The organism is Vibrio rhizosphaerae, assembly GCF_024347095.1.
Classification (GTDB): domain Bacteria; phylum Pseudomonadota; class Gammaproteobacteria; order Enterobacterales; family Vibrionaceae; genus Vibrio; species Vibrio rhizosphaerae.
Map to the genome: position 1 here is coordinate 1,270,900 of NZ_AP024903.1, position 14,460 is coordinate 1,285,359.

The following is a 14,460-nucleotide window of genomic DNA, read 5'->3' on the forward strand; positions in this document are numbered from 1 at the left end:
GTGGATACAAGGTTATGCTGAAAATCAGATCATTTGAGCACTGGTCGATTACTACCAAAATTACGGTATCCGTGATTTTGCTGGTGTTACTGAATCTGGGGGTCTCAGCCGTTCACTTTTACAGCCTGAAGCAGTTGAAAAAGTCAGTAGAAATGATTAGTTACGGCTCCGCAGTCATGGCTTCTGTCAATGATGCCGCCGAGCGGGTCGAGAACTTTATCTCTTCCCGCGAGATGTCCCGGCTCAATGAAGTGAAGGCCATCATGGAAGAGAATGTTGAGACGCTTGCCCATTTAGATCTCAGTGATCTTGAAAGTGTGCATGCTGAAGAGGTTTCTGCACTGAAGAGAAGAATGCGTTACTTCTCGAATACCGTCGATATCTTAGGGCTGGCAACCGAAATGATGGAAACCGAAACCGCCAATATGACCCGCCAGCAGACTCAGTTGCAAAACGTTGCAAACGCGATAGAAGCACATCTGACGCAACAGCGGGAGCAGCTTGAGCATCAAATGGATTTACAGAATACCGGGGTGAACAAAGTGTATCAGTCTCATCAGGTGATTCAGAGTCTGCGTGCGGGGGAGCACAAAATGTCTTCTTTGTTGCTACCTGATGTAACCGGGGACGTTGCACAACCGCTGTTGGAAACCCGGCAGGCATTGCAGGCGATGTTTCCGGTGCTCCAGATGCTGCAAGCGTTGAATGAGCAACCGGAGTGGCTGACGGCGACAGAGCAATTGCAACAGGCAATGATAGCGGCCCGTAGCGATCTGGACACATTACGTTCTTCGACCTCAGACCGTGGCATCGCTTATCGGCGCATGGTGGCGCATTTTAAAACCATTGAGCGGCTGCTTGAAACACTCGAACACTTTGTCGCAACCCGGGAAGGCCAAATCGGGCAGACCCTCGATCAGCTCCGTACCGAGATTGGGCTCTTGCAAAACTCAATTAATATTTCCAGACGATTTACCGAGCGCGTGGCTTATCTGGAAGCCAAGACCCTGAATTTTTTGCTGCATTCAACAGACGATGAGGCCGCTCTGGTTCATGAAACACTAGATCAACTGGGGCATTACTCACGGATTTTGCCAGCGGTGAATACGCTCACATCTTCACAAGACGCGACCGTGACGGTCAACTCTTTAATTGATGGTTACCGTGATGCGTTTATTCGTTTTCGTCAGGCCAACTATGCGTTGTCCCGGGTTCACAAAAAGGTACGGGAAGAGGCGGACCGGGCATCCTCGCTGGTGTCTCAATTTGCCAAGGAGCAGCAAAACGAAGCGGATAAACATAATGAATGGAGTGAGCTGTCCGGCACAATTGTCGGTGCGATTACCGCATTAACCGCCCTGTTTATTGCTTGGTTCTCTTCACGGCTGATCGCCAGACCGATTATCTCGCTGGCTGCGGTGATGCGCCAATTGGCGGCCGGGGATCTGGACGTCAACATTACCGGGGTGGCTCGTCAGGATGAAGTCGGCAGTATGTCTCGTGCGGTGAAAATCTTTCAGGAAAATGCGGTCAAAGTGCGGGCAATGGAAGCGGAAGCGGAGTCAGAGCGCCAACAGATAATGGCTCAGCTGGAACGGCGTGTGGTAGAACGGACAGAAGACTTACAGCACAAAACCGAACAACTGGAAGCTCAGGCCAATGAACTGAATCGGGCGCGTATTCAGGCAGAGGCCGCGACGCATGCAAAATCGGTTTTTCTGGCCAATATGAGCCATGAGCTGAGAACCCCGTTAAATGCGATTCTTGGCTATGCACAACTGATGCATCGGGCTCCTGAATTGAATGAACAGCAAAAAGAAGGACTGAATACCATCATCCAGAGTGGTCATCATTTACTGACCCTGATTAATGATTTGCTCGACTTGTCGAAAATTGAAGCCGGGCGGATGGATATGACGCCGGAGGCCGTTGATTTAACCCGGTGTTTTCAGAATGTACTGGAAATTATTCGGATTAAAGCCGCTCAGAAGGGGTTGGCACTGAAGCTTCAGGTCAAGCCCCAGAAGTTGCCTTGGGTGTTTGTTGATGAAAAGCGTCTGCGTCAGGTGTTACTGAATTTGTTAGGGAATGCCGTCAAATATACCGATACAGGTTATGTCTGCCTCAAAGCTGTCGCAGACTGCGTCGACACGGCTGACTCGGTTCTCGTCACTTTTTCGGTAGAAGACAGCGGTATCGGGATTGCCCCCGAAATGCAAAGCATTATTTTTCGTCCCTTTGAGCGGGTTGGTGATAAAAAACGTCAGATTATTGGTACGGGTCTTGGCCTTGCGATTAGTCAGCAATTGGTCAAACAAATGGGCGGCGAGATTCAGGTGACCAGTCAGGCCGGTGTGGGGAGTCAGTTTTTCTTTGCGCTGGATTTGCCGGTTGTGGCGGAGAAACGTTTGCCTGATGCTGGCCTTCGTCAAGAGAATATCATTGGCTACGAGGGAAGCCGCAAGCAGATCCTGATTGTCGATGATGTGCTCGAGAACCGGAGGTTATTGGTTGATCTGTTGGGTGAAATTGGCTTTGAAACCAGTGAAGCCGTCGATGGTCAGGGTGGCATTGAACAAGCGTATGCCAAGCGGCCGGATTTGATTTTGATGGATATTGTGATGCCGGTGATGGATGGGCTGGAGGCGACACGGCGGATTCGGTTGATTCCGGAACTGGAAGAGATACCGATTCTGATGGTGTCGGCCAGTGCATCCAAAACCGAATTCATTCAGGGCGAAGAAGCCGGAGCAAGTGGCTTTGTCAGTAAGCCGGTTGATCGAAATCGCTTACTGATTCAGATTGGTGAACAGTTGAACCTCACATGGATTGTTGATGAACAGTCATCAGAATTGGATGCATCTCCGTTGGTGTCCGATACTTCAACATGGGTGACGCCCCCAAGAGAGCAATTAGAAGCACTGCATCATTTGGCATTGATCGGCAATATGCGTCATATCCGCAGTTGGGCGGAGGATCTGAGAGCCGGAGATGCCTGCTATGAGGCGTTTGCTGCGCATTTAATTGAGATGACGAAGTCGTTTCAATCCCGGGCGATATCCTTATTGGTCAATGAGTTATTGGAAAGGAAATCCGCAATATGAATCGTGTAGAAACTCAAGCATTGCAGCAACAAGAGCAGGTCATTCTGATCATCGACGATACACCGGCCAACTTGGGTGTACTGGTGGATGAACTGGATGGCCGGCATTTTCAGGTTTTGATTGCGGAAGACGGGGAAGAAGGTTTACAGCGGGCTGACTATGTTGTGCCGGATTTGATTTTACTGGATGTGATGATGCCGGGCATGAATGGTTTTGAAGTGTGTTCGCACTTAAAGCAGAACCGTAAAACATGCCATATTCCGGTGATTTTCATGACGGCATTGAATGATGTGACGGACAAGGTCACTGGCTTTGATGTCGGTGGGGTGGATTATATTACCAAGCCGTTTCAGATCGAAGAGGTGGTCTCACGAATTAAGCTTCACCTGTCTGTGTGTGATATGCAGCAACGGCTCAGTGAAAAAAATCAACAGTTGGTTGAAGAGAGCCAGATTCGTCAACAAGCGCAGGTGGAACTCAATCAGCTCTTTCAAGAGCAACAGCGTTTACTGGAGCATTCCGGGGTGGGGATTGCGTTTCTGCGCCAACGACGGATTGTCAGATGCAACCAGAAACTGGCAACACTGTTTGATGAGACGATTGAAGCCTTGCACGATATGTCGATTGAATCGCTTTATGCTGCTGAATATCAGGATGATTACATTCAGCAGGCCGCCCGCCAGTCATTGGTTCAGCAAGGCGAGTATGTGTTGGACATTCGTTATCAACGCCGCGATGGCCAGCATTTCTGGGGAGAAACCATTTTAACTGCGGTTGACCGGGAAGATCTATCCAAGGGTGAAATTCTGGTCATTCACGATATTGATCAGCGCAAACGCACCGAGGCTCTGCGCATCGGCCAAGGGCAGTTGTTTGAAATGATGGTGACCGGCTCTCCACTGGACGATATTCTCAATCGTTTAATTCAATTAATTGAAGCCAATCAGCCACAGACCCTTGGGGCAATATTTTTAAAAAGTGATGAACATTTAACGCTACGCACCGCACCGGCACTCCCGACGGGATTCGCTGAGCAGTATGCCGCGTTATTTCCTGATGGTGAGTCCGTGGCTGTCTCGTTGAGTCCGAACAGTGAAGCCGTGCGCTGTGAACAGGCGGTGTGGCTTGAGGATACGCGCACGTCAAACCCTGAATGGGAGGCTTACCGTGTTTTACTGGGCCGATTCGGGATTCAGGCCAGCTATATCATCCCGATGGTCACGTCACAGGGACATATTTTAGGCACACTGACCCTGTATTTTCTCGAACAATATCACCCGCATCAGGTCGATATGACGTTTATTGATATGGCAACGCGGATTGCGGGGATTGCCATTGAACGGCAGCATCATGAAGAGCGAATTCAATATCTGGCACACCACGACACCTTAACGCAACTCCCCAACCGGACTCTGTTAGATGACCGTTTGAATCAAGGGTTGTTATGGGCGCAGCGCTATGATCGGAAAGTCACCGTCGTGCTGATTGATTTAGACCATTTCAAAATGATCAATGACAGTTTGGGCCATAGTGCCGGGGATGAATTGCTGCAAATCATCGCGAAGCGAATGGAAAGTTGCATCCGAAAAACCGATACGCTGGCGCGTTTAGGCGGAGATGAATTTGTGGTGGTTTTGTATAATGCCAATCCGATTGAGCTGGTTCTCAACCGGATCAAAGAAGCGATTGCTGAGCCCATTCAGGTTGCTGAACATGAAATCAGAATGACGAGTAGTATCGGATTCGCCAACTATCCTGAGGATGGTCAGAACGCCGATGTTTTGTTAAGAAATGCTGATGTTGCCATGTATCACGCCAAAGAGTCAGGCCGGAATAGTTTTCAGCACTATAGTCTGGATATGGGCAACGAAATTCAAGAACGGATGGTGCTGCAGGAGAACCTGCGCCATGCATTGGATAATCAAGAGTTTGTCCTGCACTATCAGCCTCAGTATTGTTTTCATACCCGGCGAATTATTGGCGTTGAAGCACTATTGCGTTGGCAACATCCTGAATTCGGTATGGTGCCTCCGATGCGTTTTATCCAGTTGGCTGAAACCACCGGCCTGATTGTACCGATCGGAGATTGGGTGTTGCAGGCCGCATGTAAACAGAATAAGGCATGGCAGGATGCCGGCATTCAGGACCTCTGCGTGGCGGTGAATGTTTCAGCCCGCCAGTTTCATGAGAAAGATTTACCGGAGCGCGTGGCAGCGGCTTTAGAAATGAGCGGACTAGAGCCCCGCTATCTGGAATTGGAAATTACCGAGAGCGTGGTGATGCAAAACCCGCAAGAAGCGGTCGAGATCATGCAAAAAATTAATCGGATGGGCGTTCAGCTTTCGATTGATGATTTCGGGACCGGTTACTCCAGTCTCAGTGCGTTGAAAAACTTTCCGGTTCACCGCCTGAAAATTGATCGCGCTTTTGTCACCGATCTGCCGGACAACCCTGAAGGGTGCAGTATTGCGCAAGCGGTCATTGCATTAGGCCATAGTCTGGGGCTGAATGTGATTGCCGAAGGGGTGGAAGATGAGCGGCAACTGGCTTTCTTACATCAGCACCAATGTGATGAGATACAGGGGTATTATCTGTGTCGTCCTGAGCCGGTTGATGGGTGTGAAGCCTTTTTGCTGTCACGTCCTGACCCACTAAATTTGTTGGATGGATCATGAGATAAGCATGTCTGCCGACAGGCGTTGGTTGTGGCTATATTTTTCCACCTTTGAGCCTGAAGCTTACCAGTGTATGCCTCATTGAAATTGAACCACGAATGAGGTGGCACACTGTATTTTTATGTTTATCGTTACGCGATCAAATTTTCGAGAGGTTCTGCTTTATTTTTTGTTGCATTTTCTGGACACTTATCAATCTTTTTCTATGATTTTGTTAAGTAATTGTACGAGGCCTGACCCAAGTCGTCTTGAGGGACTGGTTTCAGAATGTCGGTCATCCTCATGTCTGTCGATCGTTTCTGGCATCGTTTCATCCTGTCACTTAGGAAAATCAAACCAATAATAATCAAATATTGTCCCCTTGAGAGTTTTTATGAATTATAACAATATCAAAAAGTTAAGTCAGTTGAGCGCGCAACAATGGAATCTCATCCTGTTTCTTTTGCAACTTCCTTTTTTGGCCTATTTTATTTCACAGCAACTTTGGTGGTGGACAGGGGGACAAATCCTGTTCAGTGCAGTTGTTTTTCTGACGTTACAGTCATTCCACCGTTTACTGGTAGTGACTCAGAATGCTGCAATTGAGTTGTCCGAAGGTGACTTGCGGGCCAGAATCAAGATTGAACGGGAAGGCGCACATCCGCTTTATCGTTCTTTCAATCGAATTGGTGAAGATGTTTCAAGAACTGTCGGGGCGTTGGGCGCGACATCCGCGGCGTTGCTCAATGTCGCTGAATCGGTAAAAAAAGATTCACAGGTGTCTAAAACCGGCGCTTTACGGCAAAGGCATGATATTGAACAGGCGAGTGAAATCGTCGGAAATCTGGTTGAAACGACCCGGCAGGTTGCACATTTTACCGAAATTTCATCCGGCTACGCGAATGAAGCGAAAACGCAGGCTGATGAAGGTTGTCACGGGATGACCCAGCTGGAGCATGCGCTGCACACCGCCAGTGAACAGATTGAAACATCGCATCAGCACATTACGTCACTGGAAGCGGAGAGCGTCAGTATCGGTCAGGTGATCGGTACGATTAGTGACATCGCGGAGCAGACCAATTTGCTGGCATTGAATGCCGCGATAGAAGCAGCCCGCGCCGGAGAACAAGGTCGTGGCTTTGCTGTCGTTGCCGACGAAGTCCGGACGCTCGCAACACGCACGCAAACGGCAACCAATGACATTCACGTACGGATCGAGGCGCTGCGTTCGAGTATTAATACAGTGGTTGAAGCCATGCAGCGAAACAGTGAATGTATGCATGAATCGATGGGAATTGTCACGCAAACCAGCCAGTCTTTCACCCAGTTGTTAGATAAGATTGCAGAAATTAAGGGGCAAAGTAGCCAAATCACCACCGCTCTGGATGAGCAGGTGAGCGCGACGGTTGATTTGGAACATTGCTTGTCGGAAATCACGGTGGTGGCCAAAGAGAACGTCCGGGCGACTCAGGAGACCTTGATGGCAAGTGTTACCGTGCAAAATATATCCGGTGAAATTAACTCACTCTTGCACCGTTTTGCCATCGATAGTCGTCAGCTCGAAGCAGAAGATAAGCACAGAAATAAGTTAATCGAGTGGGGGCCATCGCTTGATTTGAATATTAAGGAAATTAACCGTCAGCATCAGACGCTGGTCCACTTGATCAACGAACTGAATCATTTACTGAATAACGGTTATGGGCTGGCATCCATTAAACGGGTCGTACAAGGGTTGATCGATTATACAGCCAACCACTTTCAGTATGAGGAAACGCTGTTTGAACAGTTCGGCTATGTGAATGAACATGAGCACGTCGGGGCTCACCATCGGTTGGTCGAGCAGGTGCTTGATTTCCAGAAACGGGTCGAAAATGGTGAGAACATTGGGAAGGAGCTGATGTCGTTCCTCCAAGACTGGCTGACATTACATATTCAGAAAGAAGATAAACAGTACGTTGAATGTTTTCATGAACATGGCGTGAACTGAAAACCAAGGAGATGGCTCAGAAATTCCTGACAGAGGGCAGATAAAAATATCCCTTCAGAGACGAATCATCTGAAGGGACGGGAAAAATGAAAGGAGTTGAAGTTGCGGCTGATAGACAGTGATTTGAGATCAAACTATCGCTAACAGGATACTGCCAACTGTTGCCGCTGCGGAAAGATATTGCCCCGCAGAGTATGAGCTGTCTTCTTCTTCCTCTAATTTTTTAGGATGTTCCATTCCCAGAGCACCATAAGTAAATGATTCGACTTTATCACCAACACTTTTATCTTCATTCACTTTGCTTTCTTTGTCGATTTCTTTCAGTGCGGCAAGTAAAGCTTTCCCTTCGTCAGACAAAGTGACTTTGTTCTGCTCAACTTTCGTGAACTCATTGGTTTTATCTGGCGCACTCTGAGCCGCCGGTGCAATCTGTTTTGCTTTGACCGACTGAGGTGAATACAAAGTTGTAGATCCTGTTGCTTTTACTGGGTCCATAACATTCTCCTGCCCATCTCCTTTTATGTTAACGGAGGTTGAAGGAAAAACTTGAGTCATTTTTTCTCAAAATTTTCCCCGCAAATAAGACAGCAAAAAATATGCCTGAATTTGGTGTGATGGTTATATTTTTCGATAAACCCGCAGTGTAAAGTCCGCTTCGCAATGAAATGTTTCTTGCTGTTGTAATCCAGTTTTGACCGCGTCACTGGCCCGCCAGGCAAAAGGTGTCATCTGGAGTAAGTTGAATGCGTCAGTGCCGCTCATCTGCATGGGATAATGGAGCTGCGTTTCATGCACCGGGACAAATCCTTCAATGGATTCTGCCTGAGGGGTATGGAGGCGAACTTCTTGATAAATCAGTGCTTTTAACTGATATAGATGACGTGCCGCTGGTGTCACTGTAACGACAATACCATCGGTTTTCAGACAGCGTTGCAACTCTTCTGATTTACAGGGGGCGTAGATACGTAAGATAGCATCGATACTCTGCGCGGCAAAAGGTAGCCGATGACTGGATGCAATACAAAAATGGCAATTGGGATATCGTTTAGCCGCGTAGCGAATCGCAGGTTTAGAAATATCCAGCCCGTAAACTTGCAGGTCCGGGATATCCGGGCGCAGTGTTTCTGCAACATGTGTGGTGTAATACCCTTCACCACAACCGATATCTAATAACAAGGTCGCGGATGGTGAAATAAATTGTGCACAGAGCCGGGCAGCTTGATCACGCATCGCGGAATAGTACCCCTGTTCCAGAAAATAACGTCTGGCTTGCATCATAGCTTTGTTATCGCCGGGATCTTTGGAGCGTTTATGCTGGACGGGCATCAGATTGACATATCCCTCTTTCGCTATATCAAACTGATGACGGTTGATACAACGAAATGTACCGGATTCTTGCTGAAGCGGAGCGTCACACAATGGACATTGATAAGACATAATCAGCCTTGTATTTCGTATCGATTGGAGGCGGGCAGTGTATCGGGTTCCAGTGAAAATAAAAAGCGCTTGTGACGGTTCGTCATGAAAGGACAAGCGCATTCGATAGTGAGGTTAATGTGCTGTTGAGAGCGTCGTTTTCAATTGATACTGTTCGCCCGGTTGTAAAGTGATTCCGGCAGAAATACAGGGGGCATGAACGGTGGATTCAATACATAACATGGTTTGATAACCTTCATCGGTCATATCTGCCATCGATTGGGCACCTTGTAACCAGGGATTCCATAGAACCGCTGAATTGTGGCCTTTATTTTCAACCTGAATTGTCCGTTTCAGAACCGGGTCATGCAGATGAATCAGGGGAGCTGGCTTGGTGTAAACGCGATCAATGGTGTCCGTCAATTGTAACTCGTCTCCACCCTGACACATCAGGTTATTTTGCAGGCTATCTATATACTCGTTGCCCATGCCTGTTGTTGTGGCTTGGCGGATATCACCGACATGCAAGTAGGTATGGAGTGCCCCGGAGAAATGCCAGGCTCTTTCATCTTCGTTGGTCATTTCCAACGTAACTTCAAGTGTGTCACTCATGGCAACATGGAGTCGTAAACTGAATTGATAGGGCCAGATTGCCAGTGTTTCCGGATTGGCGGTCAGGCCGAGAGTCACCACGACTCCCGCTTCACTTTCCCGATGTTCAACCAGAGTCCATTCTTGGGTGCGGGCAAAGCCGTGAGACGGTGAACCAATCCGGGCAAACCAAGGCCAGCAAACGGGGATCCCCCCACGTAAAGCGGTTGTACCATCAAATTTTGCTGCGTCACTCATCCAGATGAGATCAGTCTGGTCGCTAGGCTGAAAGGAAATTACATGTCCACCGTATAAAGAAATACCAGCGGTTGCCTTATCGTGGATGACACGCACTATTTTTGTGTTCTCTCGCTCTACGATTGAAACACAGTGAGAAAGGTTGGTCAGGGTGGGTAAAGCATGTAAATCCATTGTTTCATCCTCGCATTGTGGGGTCACCGGAGATTGGGGGCCAGTCAGTGTCGGCCTGAAAAATATAAAAGGCGGCTGAAAGCCGCCTTTTGAACAAGTTCAGATTGAATCCGGATTACTTAGAGATATGAGCAATCAGATCAAGAACTTTGTTTGAGTAACCGATTTCGTTATCGTACCAAGATACAACTTTTACGAATTTGTCAGTCAGTGCAATACCAGCTTTTGCATCGAATACTGAAGTACAAGTTTCGCCGATGAAGTCTTGAGATACAACTGCGTCTTCAGTGTAGCCCAGTACGCCTTTCAGTTCGCCTTCAGACGCTTCTTTCATTGCTTTACAGATATCTGCGTAAGAAGCACCGTTGACAAGGTTAACAGTCAGGTCAACTACAGAAACGTTCGCTGTTGGTACGCGGAAAGCCATACCAGTCAGTTTGCCGTTCACTTCAGGAAGTACAACGCCAACTGCTTTTGCAGCACCAGTTGATGATGGGATGATGTTCTGAGAAGCACCACGACCACCGCGCCAGTCTTTTGCAGAAGGACCGTCAACAGTTTTCTGAGTTGCAGTCGTTGCGTGAACTGTTGTCATCAGACCAGATTCGATACCGAACTTGTCGTTCAGTACTTTAGCGATAGGTGCCAGACAGTTTGTGGTACAAGACGCGTTAGAAACGATGTCTTGGCCTGCGTAAGTGTCGAAGTTAACACCGTTAACGAACATTGGCGTTGCGTCTTTAGAAGGACCAGTTAAAACAACTTTTTTAGCCCCGGCTGTGATGTGCTTACGCGCAGTTTCGTCAGTCAGGAAGATACCGGTCGCTTCAGCAACAACGTCAACACCGATTGCATCCCATTTCAGATCTTCTGGGTTACGTTCTGCTGTAACACGTACAGTCTTACCGTTAACGATCAGGTTACCACCTTCAACTTCAACAGTACCGTTGAAACGGCCGTGAGTTGAATCGTATTTCAACATGTATGCCATGTAATCTACGTCGATCAGGTCGTTAATCCCAACAACTTCGATGTCGTTACGCTCTTGTGCTGCACGGAAAACAAAACGGCCGATACGGCCAAAACCGTTAATACCTACTTTGATAGTCATTGTAGTTGCTCCACAACTTAATTTCTTGATGAAAGATACTGGTAGTAAAATTACAGAAACCGACTCATCTCTGCAACCAATAATCCTACTTTAATTGTTTAAAATCAAAAAAGTGAATCTTTCTTTCTATCGGCTACATTTATTCTACAATCTAGTCTCTGCCAGTCACCAGTTGGTCTAGAATACCGAAGCATCCATGGTATTCTAAAAAATCTCAACGAATGATGTTAAGGTGTTGAAGTATGTGCTACAACACCGCGAGTGTGCAAGTTTTTCATGAAAAAAACATGATAAAATCAAGCCGGCAAAAGTAAAGAACCAAGTATAAGTTGTGAGGATATGAAACAGGTTAAGAAGTCAGAATCTCAGTGGCGTCAAGTGCTTACCGATGAGCAATTTCGGGTTTGTCGTCAGCAGGGCACCGAGATGCCATTTTCAGGAACACTACTACATAATAAAGACACGGGGATCTATACATGCACTTGTTGTCAGGCGCCGTTATTTTCTTCCGCAAGTAAGTATGATTCGGGATGTGGCTGGCCAAGTTTTGATGCACCGATCGACGCCGGTGCTATTCGATATTTACAAGATGACAGCCATGGTATGAGTCGGATTGAAATCCGCTGTGCGGCTTGTGATAGTCATCTTGGGCATGTTTTTCCGGATGGCCCGCAAACGACCGGTGAACGTTACTGTGTTAACTCGGTGTCGTTAATTTTCAACAAAAATGATCAAGAGTGAGGATTTCGTCATCACTCTTGTATGATTTATACAAAATGGTTATTTCTTAAATTCAGGGATCATCGATGAATGATAGGTTTGACTTTCTACCGCATCAATAATCGTATCTGCAACATCATCTAACTGGCTGAATTTTTCATCACTGAAGCCATACATCAACTGAATATTCTGGGCGGAGGCGACAGGCACACCGAAGTGTTTGCCAACCATCGCCCAAATGTAAGACGCTTCTTGATGGTGAAGCAGTTGGTTCAAACTGGCTAACGATTCAAAGATGCTGGTATTTAATGCGTTCGGGTCAGAGAGTTCCAGTGCATGGTTGAGGAGTTTGATGGTTTTTTCTCTGTCTCGGTCAATATAGAACGTTGCCAAAGCATACTGAAGCGCTGCGGTTTCCATCTCTGGTTTACCTTCCAGCTGTAGAAATTGCCGGCGGGCTTGTGTATCTCCTGTTTGACTCCATAAAAAATAGAGTGAGGAGGGGGTGTTAAATTGCATGAGCTCTTTTTCCAGGCGTTCCATATTTTTCCCGGAATTGATCAGTGCATTGAAACGTCTTTTCTTGAGTTCAGCCTGATCAATCGGCTGAATCTGGGCGGCAACTTCCAGACATTTCTTATATTGCTGAGTGAACTGGTACTCAGCAATTTTGTTGATATCTGTCGGGGCTTTGTACACTTCAAGACGATGCCAGATGAGATTGGTTCTGGCAACACGGCATTGCCCGTCATTGATGTTCAGCTCTTCACAACGGAGCTCGGGGTGGTCGAGACAAAGTTTGTCTGTATTTCTGGTATTTTCAAAGCAACCGCTCAACAAGAGAACAGTGATAGCAAGACTAGTATACTTCATTGGTTGTTGCATATAACGATAGCCTGTGATCATATACAATTATTTATGCGACATATCTTGACGTTAGCGGCTGAAACTTCATTATGTTGAATTGTTCGTACAACCAACCATCCGGGATATGCAATGGATACTCAACAACTCATCGATGCGATTACACCTGAGGCTTACCAGCGTTTACTCTATGCTGTTGAAACGGGTAAGTGGCCTGAAGGTACGATACTTTCGGCACAACAGCGAGACTCATGTATTCAAGCTGTGATGTTGTACCAATCTAAGCATAACGCACAGCCGGAACATATGACAGTTGCCGCCGGCGGAGAGATTTGTTTCAAATCGAAGGCTGAACTGAAAAAACAGTTTCAGGCAGGGCAGACAGAACAAGATATTTTGCGAGTCAATCCCAATCAAGTGAATGATTGAAGTGCGCATTGACGTCGCACTCCCGGGATTAACCGGGAGTGCATCTTTGATGATATGGAAGTCTTGAAGCGTCGGCCTGAAAAACCAGTTTATCCGGACTGGTTTATCCGGGTAACTCTGACGGTTTTACAGACTCATTTCTCCCCGAAGGACTTTTTGCATCTCTGATTTGACCGTCTCGTAGTCAAGCCCCTTACTTAAAAGATAATGCAATTTTGCCAGTGCCGCTTCTGGTGTCATGTCGAACCCGCTGATCACGCCTGCTTCTGCCAATGCACTCCCGGTTGCATAGCCACCCATATTAACTTTTCCTGCCAGACACTGGGTGAGATTCACCACGATCACCCCGCGTTCTGACGCTGCTTTGAGCTGGGCGAGCAGCTCAGGATTCTGCGGTGCATTGCCGACTCCGAAGGTCAGCAGAATCATCGCATTGACCGGCTGGAGCAATGTGTTACGGATCACCTCGTGAGAGATGCCCGGATACATGGTAATCACCCCAATGGGTTGTGGCGTGATATCACTGACCTGAAAGGGGCCATCCGGTTGCTTACCGACGGTTACATGGCTACTGACCGAAATATTGATGCCTGCTTCCAGTAGTGGTGGCAGGTTGGGGGATGTAAACGCATTAAAGCCATCTGCATGAGATTTGGTGCTGCGGTTGCCTCTCATCAACTGGTTGTTGAAAAACAGCGTCACTTCATTGATGGGGTAGTTTGCGGCAATATGCAGCGCATTGAGTAAGTTGGCCTGTCCGTCGGAACGCAATTCCGCCAGTGGGATCTGTGAGCCCGTGACAATGACAGGTTTGCCCAGATTTTCGAGCATGAATGACAGTGCTGAGGCAGTATAAGCCATCGTATCGGTGCCATGCAGAATCACGAAACCATCATATTGCTCGTAGTTGTTGCGAATATCATCAGCGATAAGTTGCCAGTCTTCCGGGGTCATATCGGATGAATCAATCAAAGGATCGTATTCGTGGATGGTGTATTCAGGCATTTCCGGACGATGAAATTCTGGCATACCTGCAAGTTGCTTTTCCATAAAACCAGCAACCGGTACATAACCGTGTGATGATTTTTGCATACCAATCGTGCCGCCCGTATAGGCAATATAGATATGTTTTCTTGCCATGACTGAAATTAC

Annotated in this window: 11 protein-coding genes; 5 read left to right on the forward strand and 6 right to left on the reverse strand. The window is 47.4% G+C overall.

Annotated elements, in window-relative coordinates; translation table 11 throughout:
- Positions 1-14: 14 nt before the first annotated feature.
- From OCV37_RS05460 to OCV37_RS05470, 3 genes are all read left to right on the forward strand, one after another.
- Complete coding sequence (locus OCV37_RS05460; RefSeq protein WP_051680314.1) at positions 15-3,104, forward strand: ATP-binding protein; 3,090 nt, start codon at positions 15-17, stop codon at positions 3,102-3,104.
- A complete protein-coding gene (locus OCV37_RS05465; RefSeq protein ID WP_051680316.1) occupies positions 3,101-5,779 on the forward strand; it encodes an EAL domain-containing protein in 2,679 nt (892 codons plus the stop codon). Before OCV37_RS05460 ends, OCV37_RS05465 begins: the two co-directional genes overlap by 4 nt.
- A gap of 373 nt (positions 5,780-6,152) precedes the next feature.
- Entirely contained in the window at positions 6,153-7,745 is a 1,593-nt protein-coding gene (locus OCV37_RS05470) for a bacteriohemerythrin (RefSeq protein ID WP_038178464.1), read from the forward strand.
- A 129-nt stretch (positions 7,746-7,874) separates the two neighbouring features.
- On the opposite strand, the gene OCV37_RS05475 is transcribed toward OCV37_RS05470, so the two are convergent.
- The 4 genes from OCV37_RS05475 to gap all read right to left on the reverse strand — a co-directional run bounded on the left by OCV37_RS05475 (position 7,875) and on the right by gap (position 11,295).
- Positions 7,875-8,240 carry a hypothetical protein gene (locus tag OCV37_RS05475; RefSeq protein ID WP_038178465.1) on the reverse strand — a complete coding sequence of 122 codons (366 nt, stop codon included), beginning with the start codon at positions 8,238-8,240 and terminating at the stop codon, positions 7,875-7,877.
- A 123-nt stretch (positions 8,241-8,363) separates the two neighbouring features.
- Positions 8,364-9,182 carry a 23S rRNA (guanine(745)-N(1))-methyltransferase gene (gene rlmA / locus OCV37_RS05480; RefSeq protein WP_038178466.1) on the reverse strand — a complete coding sequence of 273 codons (819 nt, stop codon included), beginning with the start codon at positions 9,180-9,182 and terminating at the stop codon, positions 8,364-8,366.
- A gap of 114 nt (positions 9,183-9,296) precedes the next feature.
- On the reverse strand, positions 9,297-10,184 hold the full coding sequence (locus OCV37_RS05485) for a D-hexose-6-phosphate mutarotase (RefSeq protein ID WP_038178467.1): 888 nt from the start codon (positions 10,182-10,184) through the stop codon (positions 9,297-9,299).
- Between the two features lie 115 nt (positions 10,185-10,299).
- Entirely contained in the window at positions 10,300-11,295 is a 996-nt protein-coding gene (gap, locus tag OCV37_RS05490; protein WP_038178468.1) for a type I glyceraldehyde-3-phosphate dehydrogenase, read from the reverse strand.
- 339 nt (positions 11,296-11,634) lie between these two features.
- On the opposite strand from gap, the gene msrB reads away from it, so the two are divergent.
- On the forward strand, positions 11,635-12,036 hold the full coding sequence (msrB, locus tag OCV37_RS05495) for a peptide-methionine (R)-S-oxide reductase MsrB (protein ID WP_038178469.1): 402 nt from the start codon (positions 11,635-11,637) through the stop codon (positions 12,034-12,036).
- 39 nt (positions 12,037-12,075) lie between these two features.
- On the opposite strand, the gene OCV37_RS05500 is transcribed toward msrB, so the two are convergent.
- Positions 12,076-12,888: a DUF2989 domain-containing protein gene (locus OCV37_RS05500; protein ID WP_038178664.1), complete on the reverse strand. Its 813-nt coding sequence runs from the start codon at positions 12,886-12,888 to the stop codon at positions 12,076-12,078.
- Between the two features lie 123 nt (positions 12,889-13,011).
- On the opposite strand from OCV37_RS05500, the gene OCV37_RS05505 reads away from it, so the two are divergent.
- Complete coding sequence (locus OCV37_RS05505; protein ID WP_038178470.1) at positions 13,012-13,308, forward strand: YeaC family protein; 297 nt, start codon at positions 13,012-13,014, stop codon at positions 13,306-13,308.
- Between the two features lie 126 nt (positions 13,309-13,434).
- On the opposite strand, the gene ansA is transcribed toward OCV37_RS05505, so the two are convergent.
- Positions 13,435-14,448, reverse strand: a complete 1,014-nt coding sequence (gene ansA, locus OCV37_RS05510; protein ID WP_038178471.1) for an asparaginase — start codon at positions 14,446-14,448, stop codon at positions 13,435-13,437.
- Between the last annotated feature and the right edge of the window lie 12 nt (positions 14,449-14,460).

Coding starts and splice junctions, on each gene's coding strand:
- OCV37_RS05460 (WP_051680314.1), top strand. CDS start 15: ATGCTGAAAATCAGATCATTTGAGCACTGGTCGATTACTACCAAAATT.
- OCV37_RS05465 (WP_051680316.1), top strand. CDS start 3,101: ATGAATCGTGTAGAAACTCAAGCATTGCAGCAACAAGAGCAGGTCATT.
- OCV37_RS05470 (WP_038178464.1), top strand. CDS start 6,153: ATGAATTATAACAATATCAAAAAGTTAAGTCAGTTGAGCGCGCAACAA.
- OCV37_RS05475 (WP_038178465.1), bottom strand. CDS start 8,240: ATGGACCCAGTAAAAGCAACAGGATCTACAACTTTGTATTCACCTCAG.
- rlmA (WP_038178466.1), bottom strand. CDS start 9,182: ATGTCTTATCAATGTCCATTGTGTGACGCTCCGCTTCAGCAAGAATCC.
- OCV37_RS05485 (WP_038178467.1), bottom strand. CDS start 10,184: ATGGATTTACATGCTTTACCCACCCTGACCAACCTTTCTCACTGTGTT.
- gap (WP_038178468.1), bottom strand. CDS start 11,295: ATGACTATCAAAGTAGGTATTAACGGTTTTGGCCGTATCGGCCGTTTT.
- msrB (WP_038178469.1), top strand. CDS start 11,635: ATGAAACAGGTTAAGAAGTCAGAATCTCAGTGGCGTCAAGTGCTTACC.
- OCV37_RS05500 (WP_038178664.1), bottom strand. CDS start 12,888: ATGAAGTATACTAGTCTTGCTATCACTGTTCTCTTGTTGAGCGGTTGC.
- OCV37_RS05505 (WP_038178470.1), top strand. CDS start 13,012: ATGGATACTCAACAACTCATCGATGCGATTACACCTGAGGCTTACCAG.
- ansA (WP_038178471.1), bottom strand. CDS start 14,448: ATGGCAAGAAAACATATCTATATTGCCTATACGGGCGGCACGATTGGT.